General features: G+C 66.9%; 21 protein-coding genes and 1 tRNA gene. 12 read left to right on the forward strand and 10 right to left on the reverse strand.

What is annotated here, in order from left to right:
• Positions 1-6: 6 nt before the first annotated feature.
• Both BBJ41_RS31235 and BBJ41_RS31240 read right to left on the reverse strand, forming a co-directional pair.
• Complete coding sequence (locus tag BBJ41_RS31235; protein ID WP_069750456.1) at positions 7-1,146, reverse strand: slipin family protein; 1,140 nt, start codon at positions 1,144-1,146, stop codon at positions 7-9.
• A 258-nt stretch (positions 1,147-1,404) separates the two neighbouring features.
• A tRNA-Phe gene (locus tag BBJ41_RS31240) sits at positions 1,405-1,476 on the reverse strand.
• Positions 1,477-1,815: 339 nt separating this feature from the next.
• Between BBJ41_RS31240 and rtcR the strand changes: the two genes are divergently transcribed.
• Together rtcR and BBJ41_RS31250 are read left to right on the forward strand one after the other, a co-directional pair.
• Positions 1,816-3,435, forward strand: coding sequence for an RNA repair transcriptional activator RtcR (gene rtcR, locus BBJ41_RS31245; protein ID WP_069750019.1), 1,620 nt, complete (start codon positions 1,816-1,818; stop codon positions 3,433-3,435).
• 44 nt (positions 3,436-3,479) lie between these two features.
• Positions 3,480-3,998 (forward strand): SUKH-3 domain-containing protein, encoded by a 519-nt coding sequence (locus BBJ41_RS31250; RefSeq protein WP_069750020.1) that lies wholly within the window; start codon positions 3,480-3,482, stop codon positions 3,996-3,998.
• Positions 3,999-4,023: 25 nt separating this feature from the next.
• Here the strand turns inward: BBJ41_RS31250 and BBJ41_RS31255 are convergent, their stop codons facing one another.
• Positions 4,024-4,614 carry a nuclear transport factor 2 family protein gene (locus tag BBJ41_RS31255; protein ID WP_069750021.1) on the reverse strand — a complete coding sequence of 197 codons (591 nt, stop codon included), beginning with the start codon at positions 4,612-4,614 and terminating at the stop codon, positions 4,024-4,026.
• A 128-nt stretch (positions 4,615-4,742) separates the two neighbouring features.
• On the opposite strand from BBJ41_RS31255, the gene BBJ41_RS31260 reads away from it, so the two are divergent.
• Positions 4,743-5,285, forward strand: a complete 543-nt coding sequence (locus tag BBJ41_RS31260) for a MarR family winged helix-turn-helix transcriptional regulator (RefSeq protein WP_069750457.1) — start codon at positions 4,743-4,745, stop codon at positions 5,283-5,285.
• 25 nt (positions 5,286-5,310) lie between these two features.
• On the opposite strand, the gene BBJ41_RS31265 is transcribed toward BBJ41_RS31260, so the two are convergent.
• Positions 5,311-6,522, reverse strand: coding sequence for an IscS subfamily cysteine desulfurase (locus BBJ41_RS31265; RefSeq protein WP_069750022.1), 1,212 nt, complete (start codon positions 6,520-6,522; stop codon positions 5,311-5,313).
• A 274-nt stretch (positions 6,523-6,796) separates the two neighbouring features.
• On the opposite strand from BBJ41_RS31265, the gene BBJ41_RS31270 reads away from it, so the two are divergent.
• The 4 genes from BBJ41_RS31270 (at position 6,797) to BBJ41_RS31285 (ending at position 10,031) form a co-directional block, all read left to right on the forward strand.
• Positions 6,797-7,324, forward strand: a complete 528-nt coding sequence (locus BBJ41_RS31270; protein ID WP_069750023.1) for a flavin reductase family protein — start codon at positions 6,797-6,799, stop codon at positions 7,322-7,324.
• Between the two features lie 36 nt (positions 7,325-7,360).
• Positions 7,361-8,839 (forward strand): 4-hydroxyphenylacetate 3-hydroxylase family protein, encoded by a 1,479-nt coding sequence (locus BBJ41_RS31275; protein ID WP_069750024.1) that lies wholly within the window; start codon positions 7,361-7,363, stop codon positions 8,837-8,839.
• A 45-nt stretch (positions 8,840-8,884) separates the two neighbouring features.
• Positions 8,885-9,271 (forward strand): hypothetical protein, encoded by a 387-nt coding sequence (locus tag BBJ41_RS31280; protein WP_048022440.1) that lies wholly within the window; start codon positions 8,885-8,887, stop codon positions 9,269-9,271.
• A gap of 70 nt (positions 9,272-9,341) precedes the next feature.
• Positions 9,342-10,031 carry a DUF2848 domain-containing protein gene (locus BBJ41_RS31285; protein WP_069750025.1) on the forward strand — a complete coding sequence of 230 codons (690 nt, stop codon included), beginning with the start codon at positions 9,342-9,344 and terminating at the stop codon, positions 10,029-10,031.
• Positions 10,032-10,080: 49 nt separating this feature from the next.
• Here the strand turns inward: BBJ41_RS31285 and BBJ41_RS31290 are convergent, their stop codons facing one another.
• Positions 10,081-10,707: a LysE family translocator gene (locus BBJ41_RS31290; protein WP_069750026.1), complete on the reverse strand. Its 627-nt coding sequence runs from the start codon at positions 10,705-10,707 to the stop codon at positions 10,081-10,083.
• Between the two features lie 180 nt (positions 10,708-10,887).
• On the opposite strand from BBJ41_RS31290, the gene BBJ41_RS31295 reads away from it, so the two are divergent.
• The 3 genes from BBJ41_RS31295 (at position 10,888) to BBJ41_RS31305 (ending at position 13,302) form a co-directional block, all read left to right on the forward strand.
• Complete coding sequence (locus tag BBJ41_RS31295; protein WP_069750027.1) at positions 10,888-11,688, forward strand: AraC family transcriptional regulator; 801 nt, start codon at positions 10,888-10,890, stop codon at positions 11,686-11,688.
• A gap of 107 nt (positions 11,689-11,795) precedes the next feature.
• Positions 11,796-12,215 (forward strand): ATP--cob(I)alamin adenosyltransferase, encoded by a 420-nt coding sequence (locus tag BBJ41_RS31300; protein ID WP_069750028.1) that lies wholly within the window; start codon positions 11,796-11,798, stop codon positions 12,213-12,215.
• Positions 12,216-12,309: 94 nt separating this feature from the next.
• Complete coding sequence (locus BBJ41_RS31305; RefSeq protein WP_069750029.1) at positions 12,310-13,302, forward strand: LysR family transcriptional regulator; 993 nt, start codon at positions 12,310-12,312, stop codon at positions 13,300-13,302.
• Between the two features lie 309 nt (positions 13,303-13,611).
• Here BBJ41_RS31305 and BBJ41_RS31310 read toward each other — a convergent pair whose 3' ends face one another.
• Positions 13,612-14,532 (reverse strand): LysR substrate-binding domain-containing protein, encoded by a 921-nt coding sequence (locus BBJ41_RS31310; RefSeq protein ID WP_069750030.1) that lies wholly within the window; start codon positions 14,530-14,532, stop codon positions 13,612-13,614.
• Between the two features lie 108 nt (positions 14,533-14,640).
• Between BBJ41_RS31310 and BBJ41_RS31315 the strand changes: the two genes are divergently transcribed.
• Positions 14,641-15,723 carry a tartrate dehydrogenase gene (locus BBJ41_RS31315; protein ID WP_069750031.1) on the forward strand — a complete coding sequence of 361 codons (1,083 nt, stop codon included), beginning with the start codon at positions 14,641-14,643 and terminating at the stop codon, positions 15,721-15,723.
• 190 nt (positions 15,724-15,913) lie between these two features.
• Positions 15,914-17,224 carry an MFS transporter gene (locus tag BBJ41_RS31320; RefSeq protein ID WP_069750032.1) on the forward strand — a complete coding sequence of 437 codons (1,311 nt, stop codon included), beginning with the start codon at positions 15,914-15,916 and terminating at the stop codon, positions 17,222-17,224.
• Positions 17,225-17,307: 83 nt separating this feature from the next.
• On the opposite strand, the gene BBJ41_RS31325 is transcribed toward BBJ41_RS31320, so the two are convergent.
• From BBJ41_RS31325 to BBJ41_RS31340, 4 genes are all read right to left on the reverse strand, one after another.
• Positions 17,308-18,102: a polysaccharide lyase family 7 protein gene (locus BBJ41_RS31325; RefSeq protein WP_083282027.1), complete on the reverse strand. Its 795-nt coding sequence runs from the start codon at positions 18,100-18,102 to the stop codon at positions 17,308-17,310.
• A gap of 336 nt (positions 18,103-18,438) precedes the next feature.
• Positions 18,439-18,936: a shikimate kinase gene (locus tag BBJ41_RS31330; RefSeq protein ID WP_069750033.1), complete on the reverse strand. Its 498-nt coding sequence runs from the start codon at positions 18,934-18,936 to the stop codon at positions 18,439-18,441.
• A 196-nt stretch (positions 18,937-19,132) separates the two neighbouring features.
• Positions 19,133-20,467 carry an argininosuccinate synthase gene (gene argG / locus BBJ41_RS31335; protein ID WP_011355992.1) on the reverse strand — a complete coding sequence of 445 codons (1,335 nt, stop codon included), beginning with the start codon at positions 20,465-20,467 and terminating at the stop codon, positions 19,133-19,135.
• A gap of 329 nt (positions 20,468-20,796) precedes the next feature.
• Complete coding sequence (locus BBJ41_RS31340; protein WP_069750034.1) at positions 20,797-21,867, reverse strand: FUSC family protein; 1,071 nt, start codon at positions 21,865-21,867, stop codon at positions 20,797-20,799.
• Positions 21,868-22,054 lie beyond the last annotated feature (187 nt).

Below are 22,054 nucleotides of genomic sequence, written 5' to 3' on the forward strand. Positions count from 1 at the left end.
CGCCCGTCAGGCGCCCTTGATGCTGACGAGTCCGTTCAGCACCTGGTCGAGACCGCCGAACACGGAGATGCGGTCGATCCGTTCCGCGACGCGCTCGAGCGTTTCCAGCTCCTTGAGCCGCAGCGCGGTCGGGTTTTCTTCCATCACCTTCGCGGTGTTCAGCAGCGAACGCGTGGCCGCGGTTTCCTCACGGCGGCGGATCACGTTCGCCTGCGCGGATTTTTCCGCCTCGACCACCTGCGCGAGGATCGTCTTCATGTCGCCCGGCAGCACGATATCCTTCACGCCGACGCTGCGCACGTCCACGCCCGAATTGTCGAGGCGTGCACGCACCTGCGCGATCACGACCTCGTCGAGCGACTGCTTGTCCTCCAGCAGCTCGTCGAGCGAGCGCGTGCCGACCGCCGACCGCAGTGCGAACTGCAGCTCGCGATACAGGTGCTCGACCGGCTTCTGCAACTGGCCGAACGCATGCAGCACGTCCGCATAGCACCACGTCGCCGACAGGTTCAACCGCAGTGCGACCTTGTCGCGCGTCAGGATTTCCTGTCCGCCGACTTCGATCGCCTGCACGCGCAGGTCGACGAGTTCGACCGCAACGTCGCGGTTGAAGCGCCAGAACGCCGACACGCCCGCGTCCAGCAGCCGCTCGATCTTGCCGTCGATCTTCAGCACGCCGACGTGGTACGCCGGCACCTGTGCCACCAGCACGCCCGTCAGGCCCGCCACGCCGCGCGCACGCAGCGCCGGTTGCGCGATGCGCTTCACGAGCGCGGCCGGCAGCATGCTGTTCTCCGCGAGATCGACGCGTTCGAGACGGTGCGCGGTCAGGCCGTGCCAGTACAGCCGGCGCGTACCCGGCGCCAGGATCTCGACGAGCACGTCGTCCTCATAGCGCAGGCCCGCTTCGTCGTCGGCGAGATCCATCGCGACGAAGTGCTGCTCGAGCACGTCCTGCGCATCGTGGCGCAGATAGTCGGCCAGCGCGGCGTCGGCGAGCGGCGCGTCGAGGCGCGCGGTCTGCACCGACAGGCGCTTGAACGGATCGAAGGCCTTGAACACGCCCGGTTCCAGCACCTTCACGAAATCGCCCTCGCTCATCAGCAGCGCGCGTTCGTTCTTTTTCACTACATGACGCTTCCACATATTCTTGTCCTTTTCTTCGATGACCGCCGGGTGACGCGCATCGTGCGGATCGTGGCGCGGCGCAACCGGGCGGGCGGCGCGCCGGCCCGGCGTCGACGCACACGGCGACGCATCCTGCATCGCGTCGTCGTGCGCATTCGCGCGGGCCGTGCGGCCGTCCGGCCGATCGCGCGGCACCGCAACCGGTCCGACGCGCGGCGGGCCTGTCGGCCCGCACCGGCGGGTACTGCTTTTATGACGATGCTGTCCTTGCGGACAGCGTTCGGACGGGATTCGAACCCGCCACACACCGGCTTTCGCCGGCTGCTCTACCTGTTGAGCTACCGAACAGTGGGCGCCCCGGGATTCGAACCCGGACGTGGCATGCCTCGCGCGCCCCTTTTGCCTTCATCTGTCCATGGCGGCATGCGCTGCCGCGACGAACGAGGTTCGGCGGCGGCGCACCAGCAGGGCTTTGTGAACCCTGGCTCGCGGGCCAGCGGGACATCCGGCGCTTTCTATTTAGCGAGGAGCATGCCAGCGGGCGTGGTTGCACTCGAAGAATTTCTCAATTCATTGAAAGTAAAGGGGAATTGTTTGTGGCGTGTTGATTTCCGCGTGCCCGGTGCGTGCCGGGTCATCATGAAAATCCGATACAATCGGATCGCTTCTTATCCCATGAGATAAAAAATGCGCAAGACCGTAGCCATCGGTTTTCTCGGCACCGTGCTCGACCAGGGCGGCCGCGCGCCGCGCCGTTACAGCAGATGGCGCCCGACGATTTCGCTGTGTGTGCAGCCGGAGCTGACGATCGACCGGCTCGAACTGCTGCATCCCGCGAGCTACACGCGTCTCGCCAATCAGGTGCGCGACGATCTCGCGCACCTGTCGCCGCATGTCGACGTGCGGCTCACGCCGGTCACGATCCACGATCCGTGGGATTTCGAGGAGGTCTACGCAACGCTGCACGACTACGCGCGCGCGTATCCGTTCGACCTCGAACACGAGGATTACCTGATCCACATCACGACCGGCACGCACGTCGCGCAGATCTGCTGGTTCCTGCTGGCGGAAGCGCGCTACCTGCCCGCGCGTCTCGTGCAGACGGGGCCGCCGCAGCGGACCGACGAGGGGCCGAGCGGGCCGGGCACGGTGTCGGTGATCGACCTGGACCTGTCGCGCTACAACCGGATCGCGAAGCGCTTCACGCGCGAGCGCGACGAAACTGTGTCGTTCCTGAAGGCCGGCATCGCGACGCGCAATGCGCGCTTCAATGCGCTGATCGAGCAACTCGAGCGCGTGGCCGTGCGCTCGCGCGCGCCGATGCTGCTGGTCGGGCCGACGGGCGCCGGCAAGTCGTTTCTCGCGAAACGCGTGTACGAGCTGAAGCGCGGCCGCCATCGGCTCGCCGGGCCGTTCATCGAGATCAACTGCGCGACGCTGCGCGGCGACGCGGCGATGTCGACGCTGTTCGGTCACGTGAAGGGCGCGTTCACGGGTGCGCAGGCGGCGCGTGCCGGGTTGTTGCGCGCGGCGGACGGCGGCCTGTTGTTTCTCGACGAGATCGGCGAACTCGGGCTCGACGAGCAGGCGATGCTGCTGAAGGCGATCGAAGAAAAGCGTTTCCTGCCGGTCGGCGCGGACGTCGAGGTGGCCAGCGATTTCGAACTGATCGCGGGCACGCACCGCGACCTGCGGCAGATGGTGGCGGCCGGCACGTTCCGCGAGGATCTCTACGCGCGGATCAACCTGTGGACCTACGAACTGCCGGGGCTGGCCGAACGCCGCGAGGACATCGAGCCGAACCTCGAATTCGAACTCGACCGTTTCGGTCGCGAGCAGGGCGAGCAGGTGCGCTTCAACGTCGAGGCGAAGCGGCGCTATCTTGCGTTCGCGGCGTCGCCGCGCGCCGCGTGGGCCGGCAATTTCCGCGAGCTGTCGGCATCGGTCACGCGGATGGCGACGCTCGCCGATGCGGGCCGGATTACTGAAGAGCTGGCCGAACAGGAAGTCGACCGGCTGACGCGCACGTGGTCGTTGCCGGGCGGTGCGGGTGCGTCGGACGCGTGCGTCGACGCGGTGTTCGGCGAGCGCGCGGCGGAACTCGACCTGTTCGATCGCGCGCAGCTCGAACGCGTGCTCGACGTATGCCGCGTGTCGGCGAGCCTGTCGGAAGCCGGGCGCGCGCTGTTCGCGGTATCGCGGCAGAGCAAGAAGCAGCCAAACGATGCGGACCGGCTGCGCAAGTATCTCGCGCGGTTCGGGCTGGATTGGGACGGGGTGAGGGGCGTGCTCGATGCGGTGCGGTGACGGGCGAGTACGGTATCGTGCGCTAAAACTTCAGGAGGGTGGTTGTGGTCGTGATTCCTTCGTCGGTCAAATCGCTGTTCGTCGATGCCGGTTGGCGTGGCGATAACGGTCGCCGTTCGTCGTCCGGTGATGGCGAACATCCAGGGGACGCCATCCTGCGCGAATTCGGCGGGCTGATCGTGGGCGCGGATCTGCCCGATTCCAGTGGACAAACCTGTGCGCGAATGGGGCTCGCATTTCATGCGCTGGCGCGCAAGGATCGCCAGATCGACGCGTGGGAGCAGGCGCTCGGGACGACGATGATCGGTTTCGCCGAAGACGATCTCGGGTACGCCGAGTTTTACGTCGATGCGCAGGGCCGTGTGTTCTCGACCAATTGTGTGGTCGACGGCGTGTATCTGTGCGGATTCACGTTTGGCGAAGCGGTCGAACGCACGCTGCTCGGGCGCGTCTCGATTCCGCTGTTGCTCGACGACCGGGCAACGATCGCTTATTACGGCGAGGTTCTGACGATCGACGATCCGCGCGTGATGACGGTCGATCGACTCCTGGCCCGCACGTAATGCAGCGACGTGTTCCGGTCGTGTTTCAATCGGCCGCCGATGCCGCCGCCTGCCGGAACGGCGCCAGGAATGCCCAGCCCGGCTGCTCGGCCGCGACATCCGCCAGCCCGCGCGCAAACGCGCGCGCCGGCAGCCACGGATATCCGAACGCCGCATGCAGCGCATCGAGCTTCGTTGCGTCCGGATCGTCGATCGTATCCATCCGCGTGATATGAATGTGCAGCGCGGCGATCCGCGTGACGCCCACGCTATCGGGTGCGAACTGCCAGCGGTACGTGCCGTGGCCGATCCGCAGTGCGCCGCTGTCCTTCTGTCGCATCACGACGAGCCACGGCATCGCACTGATACCGTGCTCATCGACGGCCGGTTCTACGCAGACGTAATAGGTGCGGCATCGCTCGAACCGCTCGCCGAATTCCTCGACGAGCGTGCTCGCAATGGCCGCCGCGCCCGTTACGCGCGGCGGGAAATCGATATCGTCGTTCGCGAGCGAGAAGCTCAGCTCGGCATCGGCCGCGAAGCAGTCGGCGATCAGCGCGGGCCGGTTCAGGTCCTTGGCGCGCAGATAGCATTCGAGCAGCGCGCGAACCTGCGCGGGATCGAGCGGGAAGGGCACGGGTGAGCCTCCTGTATCGGGTGATCGGGTCATATACGACACGCCGGCGCAGCCGGGGGCGCATGTGCCTTTGCCGTATAATTTCGTTTCAAAGCTAAATTCGCATGACTGCACGGAGCGTCGACGTCATGGCCAAGCAGCAAGAGGAGTTCGTTCTGACCATTACCAACCCGGCCTGCCTGATCGACGGCACGGACACGGAATTCCGGCACCTGATCAACGGGCTGCTGCCGTTCGCGGCCCGGCTGCTGTCGGTGCGTGACGGCTTCGGCTCGCTGGTCGGCCTCACCGGCATCCAGTATTCGCTGCTCGTATCGGTCGCGCATCTGTCGCATGACGACGTCGTGACCGTCAACCGCCTCGCCGATCACCTGCACCTGAGCGGCGCATTCGTCACGATCGAGACCGGCAAGCTGAAGAAGCTGGGCCTGATCGACAAGCGTTCGGACCCCGACGACAAGCGCAAGATGCGGCTCACGGTCACGACGGCCGGCTCCAAGCTGCTGAAAGCGCTCGCCGAAACGCAGCAGCGCATCAACAACGTGCTGTTCGAAGGCGTGACGAAAACCGAATTCAAGGCGCTGTGCTCGGTGATCGACCGCCTCGTCACCAACGGCGATCGCGCGACGCTCGATCTCGCACACATGATCGCGCGCCAGGAAAAAGGCTGACGCGCTTCGGCCGCCTCGGCCACGCTCAGTGCGCGGCCCACTCGATCGTATTCAGGTCGACCCCTTCCAGATGCATGTCCCACAGCGGGCTCAGCTCGCGCAGCTTGCCGACCGTGTCGCGCACCTGCGCGATCACGCTGTCGACTTCGGCCTCGGTCGTGAACCGGCCGAGCGTGAAGCGGATCGAGCTGTGCGCGAGCTCGTCGCTGCGGCCGAGCGCGCGCAGCACGTACGACGGCTCCAGCGACGCCGACGTGCACGCGGAGCCTGACGACACAGCGACGCCCTTGATCCCCATGATCAGCGATTCGCCTTCGACGAAATTGAAGCTGACGTTCAGGTTGTGCGGAATCCGGCGCGTAAGGTCGCCGTTCACGTAAACCTCGTCGAGCGTCGACAGGCCGGCCAGCAGCCGGTCGCGCAACGCGCCAACGCGGCGGCTTTCTTCCTCCATCTCTTCCTTCGCGAGCCTGAACGCTTCGCCCATCCCGACGATCTGGTGCGTCGGCAGCGTACCCGAGCGCATCCCGCGTTCATGGCCGCCGCCGTGCATCTGCGCTTCGATGCGCACGCGCGGCTTGCGGCGCACGTACAGCGCGCCGATCCCCTTCGGGCCGTAGACCTTGTGCGCGGTCACCGTCAGCAGGTCGACATTCAACGCGTTCACGTCGACCGGAATCTTGCCGGCCGCCTGCACCGCATCGCAGTGAAACACGATGCCGCGCGCGCGGCACAGCGCGCCGATCTCGGCCACCGGCTGGATCACGCCCGTCTCGTTGTTCGCCAGCATCACCGACACGAGAATCGTGTCGGCGCGCAGCGCCTGCCGCACCGCGTCGAGATCGAGCAGGCCGTCTTCCCGCACGTCGAGATACGTGACGTCGAAGCCCTGGCGTTCGAGTTCGCGGCAGGTATCGAGCACGGCCTTGTGCTCGGTCTTCACCGTGACGAGGTGCTTGCCCTTGCCTTGATAGAAGTGCGCGGCGCCCTTGATCGCGAGGTTGTTGCCTTCGGTCGCGCCGGAGGTCCACACGATCTCGCGCGGATCGGCGCCGAGCAGCGCGGCGACGTGCGCGCGCGCTTCCTCCACGGCCTGCTCGGCCTCCCAGCCGTACGCGTGGCTGCGCGAAGCAGGGTTGCCGAATTGCTCATGCAGGAACGGCACCATTTTGTCGACCACGCGCGGATCGACGGGCGTCGTCGCGCTGTAGTCCATGTAGATCGGACGGGATTGCATCGAAAAGGCTCCGGAAAGCGGTGTCTCTCGCGGTGCGCGAAAGCCCGGGGAATACGGTGGTCGCAGTGTACGTGGACATTCGCGAGCGTCACGCAACATCCATCCCGCCAGTATGGTTGTCTTTTAAACAAAGCTTTCAAGATCAGGGTTTACGACAGCTTGAACCGGACTTTGTGTTTACATTTAATAAAAGCTAAATAACAAAGCTAAATAACGGTGCTTTGTTGGGCCGGATTCCGCAGCGGAACCGGAGACGCAACCCAAGGAGGACGAGATGAGCGAAAACCAGGCCGGAACCGTTGCGGGCGCCGACGAGCAGCGGCGCTTTCGCACCGCGCTGTCGATGTTTGCGACGGGCGTCGCGGTGATTACCGCACCGCGGAAGCAGGGGATGCCGGTGGGCATCACGGTCGCGTCGTTCAATTCGGTGTCGCTGGACCCGCCGCTGATCCTGTTCTCGGTCGACCGCCGCAGCCTGAGCCTCGGCGACCTGGCCGGTGCGGGCGGCTACGCGGTCAACGTGCTCGACGAGACGCAGCAGCACCTGTCGAACTGCTTCGCAAAGGCGAACGGCGACAAGTGGGGCTGGCGCACCGGCGCGACGGACGACGACGGCGCGGTACTGCTGCCGGACGCGCTCGCGACGTTCGAATGCGAACCCTATGCGCAATACGACGGCGGCGACCACGTGATCTTCGTCGGCCGCGTGACGCGGCACCGCGCGCGCTCGGAAGGGCGTCCGCTGATCTTCTTCGGCGGCCGCTACCGCACGCTCGACGGCGTGCACGCGCCGTCCGCATGAACGCAACCCACGATTCATTCCACCCAGGAGGACATCATGATCAAGAACGGGACTCAGCACATCGCGTCGCTGCGTGACGGGCGGCAAGTCTATCTCGACGGCCAGCCGGTCGGCGACGTGACCGCGCACGCGGCATTCCGCAATTCGATCCGCAGCTACGCGAGCCTGTACGACTACCAGGCGCGTGACGAGAACGTGGAGAAGATGACGTTCGTGTCGCCCGATTCGGGCAACCGCGTCAGCCGGATCTGGCAATTGCCGACGTCCTACGACGAACTCGTCGAGCGCCGTGCCGCGCTGGAAGCATGGTCGGAGCTGCATTACGGCTTCATGGGCCGCTCGCCCGACCACGTCGCGTCGTGCCTGGCCGGCATGTATATGGGCGCCGACGTGTTCGAGCAATACGATCCGGCCCGCGCGGGTGCGTTGCGCGACTACTTCCGCTATGCGCGCGACAACGATTTGTTCCTGACCTACGTGATCGTGAATCCGCAGGCGAACCAGTCGAAGGCCGCGCACGAGCAGGAAGACAAGTACCTCGCGGTCGGCATCGTCGATCAGGATGCCGAAGGCATCACGGTGCGCGGCGCGAAGATGCTCGCGACGAGCGGGATCATGGCGAACGAGGTGTTCTGCAGCTGTATTCAGCCGTTGCGCGAAGGCGACGAGATGTATGCGCTGTCGTTCGCGGTGCCGATGAACGCGAAGGGCATGAAGATCATGTCGCGCAAGTCGTATGAGGCGAACGCGACGTCGGTGTTCGACAACCCGCTGTCGAGCCGCTTCGACGAGAACGACGCGGTGCTGTATTTCGACGACGTGAAGGTGCCGTGGGAGCGGATCTTCGTCGCCGGCAACACGGCGATGTGCGCAAAGCAGTTCCATGCGACGCCTGCGCACGTGTACCAGAACTATCAATGCCAGGTGCGCCTGATGACGAAGCTGCGCTTCCTCGTCGGGCTCGGCCTGAAGATCTCGGAAGTCAACGGCACGAACGCGTTCCCGCAGGTGCGCGAGACGCTGGGTCAGCTCGCAGCCGAAGCGTCGATGGTCGAGGCGTGGGTCTACGGGATGGAAGCGAAGGGCACGATCGTCAACGGCTTCTACGTGCCGGATCGCAACATGCTGTACGGCTCGCAGGTCGTCACGCAGCAGCTTTATTCGAAGGTGCTCAACACGCTGCGCGAGCTTGCCGGCGGCGGAATGATCATGCTGCCGTCCAGCGTGCGCGATTTCGAGAACCCCGACCTGCTGCGCATCATCGAGAAGACGCAGAAGTCGCCGGTGTGTTCGTCGGAGGAGCGCGTGAAGTTCTTCAAGCTCGCATGGGACGCGGTCGGCTCCGAGTTCGCATCGCGCCACAACCAGTACGAGCTGTTCTACGCCGGCGCGTCGTTCGTCACGAAAGGCCATGCGTACCGCACGTACGACTGGCAGCGCGCATCGCATCTGGTCGATTCGATGCTCGGCAGCTATTCGCTGAATCAGGAACTGTCGACGCCGCGCGCCGCGTGATACGCCGCGCCCGACTTCACCCGCTATCGCAACCAGGAGAGACAGATGGCCATCAACAAGCTTCACGACGAATTCCATACGCTGGACATGCAGCGCGACTGGCAACTGCCGGAAGGCTATGACCCGGCATCCGGCGCGCAGGAACTGATCCTGTCCGGCGCGCTCGACACCGAGCGCAAGCGCGGCAGCCGCACGCGATTGCTGCGCCTGCCGGCCGGGCTGCACACGAAGAAGCCGTTCGTGCACGACTACTGGGAAGAGGTGTTTCTGGTCGAAGGCGACCTGACCGTCGGCAACGACGAGCACGGCAACGGCGGCACGCCGTTCAAGGGCTACACGTATGCGGTGCGTCCGCCCGGCGCGTGGCACGGCCCGTTCAAGTCGAACGGCGGCTGCGTGCTGCTCGAGATCCACTACTACGACCCGGCCTGAGCCCGGCCCCTTCACGACATATCGCGGGCAGCGCCGCACATCGCGCGCTGCCTGCCACGAGGAGCATTCGATGAAAACCATCACGTTCGCGATCGACGGTCGCGACGGCCGCACCGAGCGCGCGATCGCGATCGACACGCTCGTGATCGCGGGCTGGACCGGCCGCGACACGGTCGCCATGGAGAAGCACATCCGCGAGCTGGAGGAACTCGGCGTGAAGCGCCCGGCGGCGACGCCCGTGTTCTATCGCGTTGCGGCCGATCGCCTCGATCCGTCGCCTGCGATCCAGGTGTCGGGCGGGCAGAGCAGCGGCGAAGCGGAATTCGTGCTGGTGCGCGACGGCGGCGAGACCTTCGTCGGCATCGCGTCGGACCACACCGACCGCGAAGTCGAGACTTACGGGATCACCGTGTCGAAGCAGATGTGCGGCAAGCCGTGCGCGAACACGCTGTGGAAGTTCGACGACGTGGCCGGCCACTGGGATCAGCTCGTGCTGCGCGCGTATGCGACGATCGGCGGCGAGCGCGTGTTGTATCAGGAAGGCAAGGTGACCGCGATGCGCGCGCCGGACGATCTGCTCGCGCAGTTCGCGCGCCACGACGGCCGCTTCGTCGACGGCACCGCGATGCTGTGCGGCACGCTCGCGGCGATCGGCGGTATCCGGCCGGCCGAGCGCTTCGAGGTCGAGCTGGAAGATCCGGTGCTGGGTCGCACGATCCGCCATGCGTATGCGGTCGATACGCTGCCCGTCGCGGGCTGATGCACTCAGGCGCGGCAGATCGCGATGATCTCCGCGCCCGTTGCACGCGTCAGCGCTGCTGCACGGCCACGCGCAGCCCGAGCGCGATGAAGATCGAGCCGATGATCTTGCCCTGCCAGCGCGTGAGCCACGTGAGCCGCTTCACGATGCGGCCGAGCGGGCGGATCGAGCACGCGATCAGCGTCGTGTAGAGCGAGCTGAGCACGACGAAGATCAGCCCGAGCACCGCGAACTGCACGAACGTCGAGCCGCGCTCCGGATGCACGAACTGCGGCATGAACGCGAGGAAGAACAGCGCGGTCTTCGGATTCAGCACTTCGGCGGGAATCGCCTGCAGGTACGCCGTGAGCGGCGTGACCGGCGACACTTTCGGCAACGACGGATCGGACGGCTTGTCCAGCAGCGCGCGCACGCCGAGATAGAGCAGGTACGCGGCACCGACCAGCTTCACGACGGTGAACGCGAGCGCCGACGTCATCAGCAGCGCCGACAGCCCGACGGCCGCGAACAGCGTGTGCACGAAGTCGCCGCTCGCGACGCCGAGGCCGGTCAGGATGCCGGTCTTGCGGCCGCCCTGCACGGTGCGGCTCAGCACGAGCAGCACGGCGGGGCCGGGAATCAGGAACAGGCCGAGGACGACGGCGGTGAAGGTGGTCAGCGTGGTCAGGTCGAACATGGCGGCTCCGGCAGGTGGGCGCAGCGGCGGGGGATCGGGGCATTGTATTCGGTTCGGCGCGCGGCCGCAGACGCCGCCCGGGTGCGGCGCCGGCCGCCCGGTCGCACCGGCGCCTTTCTGGTATAAGCACCAAAGGACGCGCGGGCACGGCGTCCTGCTTCCGTTACCGCCTACCGCGCCATGCACAACTTCCCACCGGTCACCGATCCCGCCGCGGACGCCGACGTCTATCACGTGCCGCGTCCGCTCGTCGTGTTCGGCGGCTCGGTCGTCGAGCCCGAGCGGCGGCTGGAGCGGCACAGCCATCGCCAGGCGCAACTGCTCTATACGCGCAGCGGCGTCATCTATTGCGAGATCGACGGCGGCGTATGGAGCGCACCGCCGCAATGCACGGTGTGGATTCCCGGCGGCGTCCCGCATGCGGCGCGCGGCTCGGCCGACGCGACCTTCTACGGAGTGCTGGTCGAACCCGATGCGGCGCTCGACCTGCCCGCCCGCTGCTGCACGCTGTCGGTGTCGCCGCTGTTGCGCGAGCTGCTGCTGAAGGCGGCGAGTTTCCCGAACCTGTACGACGTCGACGGGCCGCAAGGGCGGCTGATGGCGACGCTGCTCGACGAACTCGTCGCGGCGCCGGTCGAGGATCTGTACCTGCCGATGCCGGCCGATCGCCGGTTGCGCAAGCTGATCGACCACCTGCTCGACGATCCGGCCGACAAGTCGCCGCTGCCCGAACTCGCGCGGTACGCGGGCGTCAGCGAGCGCAGCCTGACGCGGCTCGCGACGAAGGAGCTCGGGATGAGCCTCGGCGACTGGCGCCGGCGGCTGCACGTCGCGCTGTCGCTGCGGATGCTGACGACCGGCCGCCGCGTGCACCAGATCGCGATCGATCTCGGCTACGAGAGCGCGAGCAGCTTCGTGACGATGTTCCGCAAGGCGACCGGCAAGTCGCCGACGCAATTCCTGACCGACCGGCAACGCTGAGCGCGCGCGTGCGTTTGGCCGGATTGAAAAAGCGGTTGGCCGGGATGCGAAATGACGCAGTTGGCCTCGATCCATAAAATGAGAATCGTTCTCATCTGGAGGTCGACATGCAGATCATCACGACTGAATTCCCGTTTGTCTGGTTGCGTTACGCCCGTTTGCCGCACACCGATCCCGCCCGCTTGCTTGCCGAACTCGACGCGCTGCTGGCGCGCCGCGAACGCTTCGTTCTTCTGACCGACGACGCGCCGTCCGGCGACGATCGCGGCGCCGACGATCACGAGCTGCGCAAGCAGCTCGCGAAATGGAGCAAGGCCAACCGCGCGCAGTCGCGCGAGTGGATTCCCGCGATGATCGCGATCGAGCCCGATACGCAACGGCGCGCGGCGCTCGACGCATTTTCGGGCGCGTTCGAGAAGGTCTGGGGCTATCCGCTGAACGCGGCGGCGACCCGCGACGACGCGCTCGCGCTGGCGCAGCGGCTGCTCGACGAGCCGGCGCGCGGCGCTGTGGCCGTGAACGGCTGACCCGGCCGCCGCGCCGGCGGCGCGGCTTTCCTCGACACGCAGGCACGGCGCGCGAAGGCGCGCCGCGGCATGCTGCAACCACGCAGGGGGCTCGGTGGACAATCCGATCCGTGCGATGCGCATCTTCGCGCGCATCGTCGAAATGAACAGCTTTACGCGCGCGGCGCAGGCGCTCGGCATTTCGCGCGCGACCGCGACGCGGACCGTGCAGGAGCTCGAAGCGGCGCTCGGCATGCCGCTGCTGGTGCGCACGACGCGCGCGCTGCGTGCGACGCCGGAAGGCGACGCGTATTACCGGCGCTGCCTGCGCATCACGGCGGACGTCGACGAGCTCGAAGCCAGCATTCGCGGCGCCGCGCTGAATCCGAGCGGGCCGCTGCGCGTCGAAGTGCCGGGATCGGTCGCGGGTGCGATCGTGCTGCCGGCGCTCGGCGAGTTTCATGCGCGCCATCCCGATCTCGTGCTGATGCTCGGCGTGTCCGGGCGCGCGGCCGACATGGTCGGCGATGCGGTCGACTGCGGCATCCGGCTGGGCGAGCTGCCCGATTCGTCGCTCGTCGCGCGCCGGCTGGGCGCGCTCGAGCGCGTGACGTGCGCGAGCCCCGCATATCTCGGCCGCCACGGCGTCCCGCGCACGCCCGATGATCTCGGCGCGCATCGCGCGGTCGGCGGCGCGTCCGTTACCGGCCAGCGCACGGCCGAACTCGAATTCGTCGCGGACGGCGCGGTGCGCAAGGCGCGGCTCGACGGCATCGTCAGCGTGGACGACGAACACGCGTACCTCGCGTGCGGCGTGCACGGCCTCGGGCTGATCCAGCCGCCGCGCGTCGCCGCGCAGCCGCTGATCGACGCGGGGCTGTTGCGCGAAGTGCTGCCGCAATGGCGGCCCGGTGCGATTGCCGTGTCGGCCGTCTACGTGAAGCGTCCGCATGTGTCGCCGGGCGTGAGGGCGTTCGTCGACTGGATGGCGGAGCGGTTCGCGCAGGACCGGGAGGGCGTGGTCGCGGCGGGGGCGATGGTGCGACCGCCGGTGCCGGAAGCCGTCGAGATGAATGATCGCGAGGGCAGTCAGGTGGCGATGGCGTGAACGAGGCGCGCTGAACGCAGGGCAATCAATCGTTCGCGAGATGGAACGCGTCGGCCATGTGCTCCTGCTCGCGGGCAGGCAGTGCGAGCCGCGTCGCAAAGCGAAATCCGGTGCCTCGCGATGTAAATATTCTGGCGATTGTTTGCCGTGTATCACCAGGATATTTGCTTTTCGATACCAGCCTGGCCGGGACCAGCCCGCGCGTATCCGGAGCGAAGCGTGGTCAAGTGTGGAGCGATTCCGCCGCCGCGCGTTGTCCGTGCCGGACGCACGCGGAGACGGTGGCTTGCGCGATCCGTACTGTTTTCCCTACACCGCCCGTAACCGCCCCAACTCGTCCGCCAGAAAATCGACGAACGCGCGAATCCGCGCGGACATCTGATGCCGCTGCGCGTACACCGCATAAATATCCGCGCTCGGCGTTTCATGGTCGGGCAGCACGACGACGAGGCGGCCGTCGGCGAGATAGTCGCGCAGATCCCATTCCGCGCGCATCAGGATGCCGTGCCCGTCGAGCGCCCACTTCACGGCGATCTCGCCGTCGTTCGTCGTCAGGTTGCCGTTGATCCGCACGGCTTCCGTGTTGCGCGCCGCGCCGCGGCCGCTCGTCAGCCGCCACACGCCGTAGCCCTCGTCGCCCTGGCGGATGCCGATGCAGTTGTGCCGCGTCAGGTCGTGCGGCGTGCCGGGCGTCCCGTGCTGCGCGAGATACGCGGGCGCAGCGCACAGCAGCCGGCGGTTTGGCGCGAGCCGCCGCGCGACGACGCGCGTGTCGGGCGGCTCGCCGAAGCGGATGCATACGTCGAACGCATCGTCGGTGAGCGGCGGCGGCATCACCGACAGCTGCAGTTGCACGGACACCTCCGGATAACGCGCGACGAAGCGCGAGATCGCGGGGCCGACGTGGCTGCGCCCGAAACCGAGTGTCGCGTTCACGCGCAGCAGCCCCTTCGGGCGCTGCTTCGCGCTGCCGAGCAGTTCGCCCAGCTCGTCCATCTGATCGAGGATCCGGCGCGCGTAGTCGAGATACACGTCGCCTTCGGGCGTCAGCATCATCCGCCGCGTCGTGCGGTTGACGAGCGTCACGCCCGCGCGCCGCTCCATCTGCGTGAGCCGCTTGCTGACGGCCGCCGCGGTCAACCCTAGTTCGCGCGCGGCCGCGCTCAGGCTGCCCGACGCGGCCAGCGTCGAGAAGAAGCCGAGATCGGCCGGCTGGACGGTATCCGTCATGACGGGATTCGTGAATTAAAGTTAAAGATGCTTTGAGTATAGCCCAGGTTTCTACACTCCCGGTTCGGTAAAGTGCGCTCACGCTCACGATCAATCGAGGAAGTCAGCATGAAGACCTACCGTATCGCAACGATTCCCGGCGACGGCATCGGCAAGGAAGTGGTGCCTGCGGCCAAGCAGGTGCTGGAAGCGCTGGCCCGCGGCAGCGACCGCTTTGCGTTCGAGTTCGAGGATTTCGACTGGGGCGCCGATTACTACCGCCAGCATGGCGCGATGATGCCGGCCGACGGGCTCGACGCGCTGCGCGGCAAGGACGCGATCCTGTTCGGCTCGGCGGGCGACCCCGACGTGCCCGACCACGTGACGCTGTGGGGGCTGCGCCTGAAGATCTGCCAGGGCTTCGACCAGTACGCGAACGTGCGCCCGACGCGCATCCTGCCCGGCATCGACGCGCCGCTGAAGCGTTGCGGGCCGGACGACCTGAACTGGGTCATCGTCCGCGAGAACTCCGAGGGCGAATACGCGGGCGTCGGCGGCCGTGTGCATCAGGGCCATCCGATCGAGGCCGCGACCGACGTGTCGATCCTCACGCGCGCCGGCGTCGAACGCATCATGCGCTTTGCGTTCCGGCTCGCGCAGTCGCGTCCGCGCAAGCTGCTGACCGTCATCACGAAAAGCAACGCGCAGCGGCACGCGATGGTGATGTGGGACGAGATCGCGAAGCAGATCGCGCAGGAATTCCCCGACGTGACGTGGGACAAGGAACTCGTCGACGCGGCGACCGCGCGCATGGTTAACCGCCCGGCGTCGCTCGACACGATCGTCGCGACCAACCTGCACGCGGACATCCTCAGCGATCTCGCCGCCGCGCTCGCCGGCAGCCTCGGCATCGCGCCGACCGGCAACATCGATCCCGAGCGCCGTTATCCGTCGATGTTCGAGCCGATCCACGGCTCCGCGTTCGACATCATGGGCAAGGGGCTCGCGAATCCGGTCGGTACGTTCTGGTCGGTCGTGATGCTGCTCGAGCATCTCGGCGAAACGGACGCCGCCGCGCGCGTGATGCAGGCGATCGAGGCCGTCACGGCCGACCCGTCGCTGCACACGCGCGATCTCGGCGGCAGCGCGACGACCGCGCAGGTGACGGCGGCCGTCTGCGAGCGCGTCGCGAACGCGGCGGTCGCGGCCTGACTCGCCGCAGCGATGCACAAGCACGCCGCGACGTAGCGGCGGCGCGTGCGCGCAACCCGCTTCGTCACACCGGAATTTCCTGCCCGCGACTCGCGCATCCGACGCGAGCCGGGCGCCGGCCGGCCGCTTCGTGGCGGCGCCGGCGAGCATTCACAGACAGAGCACGGCTCGACCTCGAAGGAGGAGACACATGCAAACGGATCTGGAAACCCGCGTCGCGCGGAAACTGATGTGGCGCATCATTCCGTTCGTGATGCTGCTTTACTTCGTCAGCTTTCTCGATCGCGTCAACGTCGGCTTCGCCGCGATGACGATGAACAAGGCGATCGGCCTGTCGCCGACCGCGTTCGGGTTCGGCGGCGGCCTGTTCTTCATCGGCTACTTCCTGTTCGAAGTGCCGTCCAACCTGATCCTGCACCGCGTCGGCGCGCGCATCTGGATCGCGCGCGTGATGATTACGTGGGGCATCGTGTCGGCGGTGTCCGCGTTCGCGGCCGGGCCGACGAGCTTCTATGTGCTGCGCTTCCTGCTCGGCATGGCCGAAGCCGGGTTCTTCCCCGGCATCATCCTGTACCTGAGCCTGTGGTTTCCCGCGAAGCAGCGCGCGGTGGCGGCCGCGTGGTTCATGGCGGCCGCGCCGATCTCGACCGCGATCGGCTCGCCGCTGTCGGGCGCGATCATGCAGATGCCGCCGATGTTCGGTCTTGCCGACTGGCAGATGCTGTACGTCGTCGAAGCGCTGCCGGCGGTCGTGCTCGGTTTCGTCGTGCTGAAGTGCCTGACCGATTCGCCGTCGAAGGCCGCGTGGCTGGGGCCCGACGAGCGCGACTGGCTGATCGCGAAGCTGAAAACCGAAGCCGACGCGCGGCACACGCATGCCGGGCACACGGCCGGCGCGTGGCAGGCGCTGCGCGACCCGCGCGTGCTGGCGCTCGCGCTGATCTACTTCGGCACGTCGGCGGGGTTGTACACGCTCGGCCTGTGGGCGCCGCTGATGGTCAAGCAGTTCGGCTTCACCGCGTTGCAGACGGGCTTGCTGACCGGCATCCCGAGCATCGCCGCCGTCGTCGCGATGATCGCGTGGGCGCGGCATTCGGATCGCACCGGCGAGCGCACGTGGCACGTCGTGATTCCGTGCGTGCTCGCCTGCATCGGCTTCGTGTTCGCGGGGCAGGCGAGCACCGCGCTGCTGACCGTGCTCGCGCTGGTCGTCGTCAACATCGGGATCAGCGCCGCGAAGGCGCCGCTGTGGGCGATGCCGAGCGCGTTCCTGTCCGGCGCCGGCGCGGCGGCGGGGATCGCGATGATCAACTCGATCGGCAATCTCGGCGGATTCGTCGGGCCGTTCGCGATCGGCTGGCTGAAGCACGTGACGGGCGGGTATGCGGCGGGGCTCTACGTGGTGGCCGGGACGCTCGCGGTGTCGGCGGTCGTCACGCTGATGTTGAGCCGCAAGGGGGCGAGCGACGAAGCGGTGACGGGCGTACGGCATCACCCGTAGGCCCGGCGTTCATGCCGACACGCCGGGCAGGCGCGCATCGCGTGCTTGCCCGGCGCAGTGCTTCATTGCACGGCCACGTGCGATCAGCTGTGCGTCAGCGTCAGCGCATAGAACTTCACGACGGTGCCGGGCGTCGTCAGCGGCGTGCCGGACACGGCCGTCTGGTCGTAGTCGCCGGCCTTGAAGTAGAAGTGCTCGCCGTCGAAGCTCGAATCCATCGTGAAAGTCTTGGTCGTGCCGTTCGCGGTGACGGTGATCGTCGTGCCGCTCAGGCCCAGCGTATAGCTGAACTTCTTGCCGACGCCGACCGTCGTGATCGGCGTGGTCGTCGACTTGCCGCCCTGGTTGGTGCTTTCGAGCAGCAGTTGCACGACGCCGCCCGACGTGAACTGCAGCTCGCACAGCGGCTTGCTCGGGCCGCTGCCCTGGAAGATCTGGCCGATCGTCGTGTGTCCGGGCACTTGCGTGACGGCTACCGTCGCATTCAGCCGGTTGGTGCCGGACGTCGGCCAGATCGCGTTCTCGCGCAGTTCCGTGCGCGGATGCAGCGAGCCGGACGTCGTCCAGCCCTGCGTCGGGTCCATCATCACCATCGAGCCGTCGCCGCTGTCCGTATAGAAATACGTCGGGTTCACGTAGCCGCCCGCGAGCGACGAACCGCTCACCGTGTCGACGTTGCCCGACGAGCCGGTCGGCAGTTGCAGTGTGAACGGCGCGAGGTTGAAGTTCGAGCCGGGCGGGCTGGACGGACTGAGCGCCATCGCCGTGGCCTGCTGGTTGGCGACGGCGGCCGGGCTGGCCGGGTCGTCACCACCGCAGGCGGACAGGAAGGCAGCGGACAGAACGGCGACGACGCACGGGATGATCGTGTTCTTCATGGTGTCTCTCTCTGATGGTCCGTGGCTGGGCGCCACGTTGTGGATAACGTTTTCTTTTTTTGGCAACGATTACCGGAAGGCAATCGTGTGCCCGCAGAAAGCACTCCAAAATACAGAAAGCAGGTATGTTTCGACGGCTGGAAAATTGCGTCTTAGATGCGGGATTTTTGATGCTTTCGATCGGCTTTCCGGGTTGATGCGTCGACCGACCGGAAATGATGCTAGCAAGAAGGGATCAAAGAGTAAACGTTTTCCTTATCGAGCAAGACGATGCCGCGATCCGTTGCCGTGTCGTGGCGCGCCGGATCTCGTATCGGCTCGAGGCCGGCGTGTGCGTTACGACTCCGTCGCCGCGACGTGCCGCGCGATGCGTGCCGCGCATGCGTCGGGCGTCGCGTCGGACGTATCGATCACCATCTGGCTGAACGGCCGCGACGCATAACCTTCGCGATACATCTCGGCGATCCGGCTGCGCTCCCAGTCCGTAAGTGCGCGCGAGCCGCGATCGGATGCCGCGACGTGTTCGGGCGGCGCGAGCGTCGCGACGAACAGCCGCGCATTGCGTGCATCGCAGGCGGCGCGCAGCCGCGCGAATTCCGCTTCGCCGATCGGATAGGCGATGACGAGATGACGCTCGCGCGCATCGGTGATCTGCGTGACGAGCCGCTCCAGCGCGATTGCCCACTGCACGTCGAACGGGGCGTCGTCGGGCGCATCGTGATCGTCGCCGTCGATGAAGCGCGCATCGGCCAGCACGCGCGCGAGCGCAAGACCGATCGTCGTCTTGCCGCTGTTGATCGGGCCGTTCAGGTGGATGACGGTGAGTGGAATCATGAGGGCGTGCAGGAACCGGACGACTCGCAGCTTGCCATGATCGGTGCGGCGTTGCAGTGCCGTCGGCGCGTCATGCGACGTGGTGCGATTGCGGGGAAAACGAAACGGGCGGGGGGAAGGAGAGAGGCAGGCCGCGCGTGCGGCCTGCCCGGCCGTGCCGCATTCAGCGATGCGGCACGGCGTCGAGCGACGCGACTTACTTGTCGTCGCCCTTGATCTGCGGCAGCGCCGAAGTTTCGCCCGGCGTCAGCAGGCCGACTTGCGAATACACGCGCAGCTTGTCGCGCGTATCGGTGATGTCGAGGTTGCGCATCGTCAGCTGGCCGATCCGGTCGCGCGGCGAGAACGTCGACGCCACCTTCTCCATCGACAGGCGTTCCGGCTGGTACGTGAGGTTCGGCGACTTCGTGCTCAGGATCGAGTAGTCGTTGCCGCGGCGCAGTTCGATCTTCACTTCGCCGGTGATCGCGCGCGCGACCCAGCGCTGGGCCGTTTCGCGCAGCATGATCGCTTGCGGGTCGAACCAGCGGCCCTGGTACAGCAGGCGGCCGAGGCGGCGGCCGTTCTCGCGGTACTGCTCGATCGTGTCTTCGTTGTGGATGCCGGTGACGAGACGCTCGTACGCGATGTACAGCAGCGCGAGGCCCGGGGCTTCGTAGATGCCGCGGCTCTTCGCCTCGATGATCCGGTTCTCGATCTGGTCGCTCATGCCGAGGCCGTGACGGCCGCCGATGCGGTTCGCTTCCAGCAGCAGCTCGACCGGATCGCTGAACTCGACGCCATTCAGCGCGACCGGCTGGCCGGCTTCGAAGCGCACCGTCACTTCTTCCGCGGCGATCTTCACGTCGTCGCGCCAGAACGCGACGCCCATGATCGGGTTCACGATCTTGATGCCGCTTTCGAGGCTTTCGAGATCCTTCGCTTCGTGCGTCGCGCCGAGCAGGTTCGAATCGGTCGAGTAGGCCTTTTCGGCCGACATCTTGTACGCGAAGCCTGCCTGGTTCATGAACTCGGACATTTCAGCGCGGCCGCCGAGCTCGTCGATGAACGTCTGGTCGAGCCACGGCTTGTAGATCTTCAGATCCGGGTTCACGAGCAGGCCGTAGCGGTAGAAGCGCTCGATGTCGTTGCCCTTGTACGTGCTGCCGTCGCCCCAGATGTTGACGCCGTCTTCCTTCATCGCGGCGACGAGCATCGTGCCCGTCACGGCGCGGCCGATCGGCGTCGTGTTGAAGTACGTGACGCCGGCGGTCGTGATGTGGAACGCGCCGCTTTGCAGCGCGGCGATGCCTTCGGCGACGAGCTGCGCGCGGCAGTCGATCAGGCGGGCGCCTGCTGCGCCGTATTCGATCGCACGCTTCGGGATCGCGTCGTAATCGTCTTCGTCGGGTTGGCCGAGGTTCGCCGTGTATGCGTACGGGACGGCGCCCTTCAGTTTCATCCAGTGCAGCGCGGCGCTGGTGTCCAGGCCGCCGGAGAAGGCGATACCGACCTTCTGGCCGGTCGGGAGGCTTTCGAGAATCGTGCTCATAGGAATTACCGTGGATTGGGTCCGGTGGGATCGTATTTCGCGGAATATGCGAGTATCGGCTGTCCGGGAGGTTGGGGCAAGGGCTGATTTTCGCGCGGAACCGTCGTCCGGCCTGTTGCGGCGGGGCTGAAGGGCGGTTAACCAGGCGGAGAACGCAGCGCGAATCGGTGCTGGACGGCGGTCGAAACGGGGGCCGACGAGCGCTGTCGCGGATCCTGTTTCCAGGGCCGGATCGGCCGGAGAGCGGGGCCGCTACCGCCGGGATGCCGGCCTGTTGCGACGAAAGTTATTTGAAAGATTGGCGCGAGAAGCGTGAAATCCCGCGAGCCTCAGATATTCCACGACCGCGCGGTATCGAGCAGCTTCTCGCGCAACTGATCGACTTCGCCGGCCAGCTTGGCCGTGATCGACACGTACCCCGACAACTGCGGCGGCGGCGCGTCGTGCGGCGGGTCGGCCGGCCGGCGGCGCGGCGCGAGCCGGCCCGGCGTGCCGAACTTGAGCGCGCGGCTCGCGCCGACGAGCGTGTCGCGGATACGCCGGTTCACGGCCTTCATGTCGACGCGCATGTATTCGCGGGCCGCCACGTCGTCGCGGGCCGGCACCGCGCTCGACAGGATCTCCAGGTAGCCGATGCACAGGCGCAGGCTGCGCTGGATCGCCTCGAGCTGCGTCATCGACGTCTCGCATTCCTTCGACACCGACGGCATCAGCGAACGCAACTGCACGAGCAGCGCGCTCAGCGCGGCCATTTCCTTCAGGTGCGCGTCGTCGCTCACGTGACGGTCGCCCGCGAGCCGTGCATGCACGGCCGCGCACGCGCGCAGCGCGTCGGCGAGCTTGTAGCGCCACGAGTAGGTCGCATAGAGCGGCAGCGCGAACGAGAACGCCAGCGCGATCGCGATGCCGGTCAGCACGTTTACCGCGCGCCACAGGCCGTCGACGATCTCGTTGTCGCCGTGCCCGGCGACGATCACCATCGTGATCGCCGACAGCAGCGCGATGTAGCCGGCCTTGCCGATCGCGTGATACGCGCAGAAGCCGCACGCGAGCGCCATCAGCAGGTAGATCGCGAGCGGCGCGTGCACGACGGAATACAGCAGGATCAGCCCGAGCCCCGCGAGCGCGCCGATCGACGTGCCGAGCGCGCGCTCGGCCGCCTTCTTGCGGATGTTGCCGTGATGCTGCAGCCCGCCGACGACGATCAGCACGGTGATCGTCGACCATTCGCCGTGCGGCACGCGCAGGCCGGTGGACAGCGCGATCGACACGAGGATCGCGAGCGCGACGCGCGCCGCATGGATCAGCTTCGCGTGCCGGTAGCGGCGGTACGGGTCGAGCAGCGGGCGCAGTGCGTTGCGCAGGAACGGCGGCAGCCGGATAGGGAGCGGGGCGGTCATGGCGGAGCTGGAGTGGCCGGAACGCGCACGGCGGCCCGCGCGGGCCGGCGCCGCGCCGCATGCGCAGCAGACATAACGCTAGCCGAACGCGCGCGGGCTGTCCACGGCGCGGCTGTCCGGCCGGGAATGCTGCCGCTTCAGGTCACGTCACGTCACACTGCGCCGCGCCAAGCGCCAAGCGCCAAGC

The sequence above is a fragment of the Burkholderia stabilis genome (assembly GCF_001742165.1).
In the GTDB taxonomy this organism is placed as follows: domain Bacteria; phylum Pseudomonadota; class Gammaproteobacteria; order Burkholderiales; family Burkholderiaceae; genus Burkholderia; species Burkholderia stabilis.

What these genes read in the sequence shown, in the direction of transcription:
- BBJ41_RS31235 (WP_069750456.1), bottom strand. Translation starts at nt 1,146, where the DNA reads ATGTGGAAGCGTCATGTAGTGAAAAAGAACGAACGCGCGCTGCTGATG.
- rtcR (WP_069750019.1), top strand. Translation starts at nt 1,816, where the DNA reads ATGCGCAAGACCGTAGCCATCGGTTTTCTCGGCACCGTGCTCGACCAG.
- BBJ41_RS31260 (WP_069750457.1), top strand. Translation starts at nt 4,743, where the DNA reads ATGGCCAAGCAGCAAGAGGAGTTCGTTCTGACCATTACCAACCCGGCC.
- BBJ41_RS31265 (WP_069750022.1), bottom strand. Translation starts at nt 6,522, where the DNA reads ATGCAATCCCGTCCGATCTACATGGACTACAGCGCGACGACGCCCGTC.
- BBJ41_RS31270 (WP_069750023.1), top strand. Translation starts at nt 6,797, where the DNA reads ATGAGCGAAAACCAGGCCGGAACCGTTGCGGGCGCCGACGAGCAGCGG.
- BBJ41_RS31275 (WP_069750024.1), top strand. Translation starts at nt 7,361, where the DNA reads ATGATCAAGAACGGGACTCAGCACATCGCGTCGCTGCGTGACGGGCGG.
- BBJ41_RS31280 (WP_048022440.1), top strand. Translation starts at nt 8,885, where the DNA reads ATGGCCATCAACAAGCTTCACGACGAATTCCATACGCTGGACATGCAG.
- BBJ41_RS31285 (WP_069750025.1), top strand. Translation starts at nt 9,342, where the DNA reads ATGAAAACCATCACGTTCGCGATCGACGGTCGCGACGGCCGCACCGAG.
- BBJ41_RS31290 (WP_069750026.1), bottom strand. Translation starts at nt 10,707, where the DNA reads ATGTTCGACCTGACCACGCTGACCACCTTCACCGCCGTCGTCCTCGGC.
- BBJ41_RS31295 (WP_069750027.1), top strand. Translation starts at nt 10,888, where the DNA reads ATGCACAACTTCCCACCGGTCACCGATCCCGCCGCGGACGCCGACGTC.
- BBJ41_RS31300 (WP_069750028.1), top strand. Translation starts at nt 11,796, where the DNA reads ATGCAGATCATCACGACTGAATTCCCGTTTGTCTGGTTGCGTTACGCC.
- BBJ41_RS31310 (WP_069750030.1), bottom strand. Translation starts at nt 14,532, where the DNA reads ATGACGGATACCGTCCAGCCGGCCGATCTCGGCTTCTTCTCGACGCTG.
- BBJ41_RS31315 (WP_069750031.1), top strand. Translation starts at nt 14,641, where the DNA reads ATGAAGACCTACCGTATCGCAACGATTCCCGGCGACGGCATCGGCAAG.
- BBJ41_RS31320 (WP_069750032.1), top strand. Translation starts at nt 15,914, where the DNA reads ATGCAAACGGATCTGGAAACCCGCGTCGCGCGGAAACTGATGTGGCGC.
- BBJ41_RS31325 (WP_083282027.1), bottom strand. Translation starts at nt 18,102, where the DNA reads ATGAAGAACACGATCATCCCGTGCGTCGTCGCCGTTCTGTCCGCTGCC.
- BBJ41_RS31330 (WP_069750033.1), bottom strand. Translation starts at nt 18,936, where the DNA reads ATGATTCCACTCACCGTCATCCACCTGAACGGCCCGATCAACAGCGGC.
- argG (WP_011355992.1), bottom strand. Translation starts at nt 20,467, where the DNA reads ATGAGCACGATTCTCGAAAGCCTCCCGACCGGCCAGAAGGTCGGTATC.
- BBJ41_RS31340 (WP_069750034.1), bottom strand. Translation starts at nt 21,867, where the DNA reads ATGACCGCCCCGCTCCCTATCCGGCTGCCGCCGTTCCTGCGCAACGCA.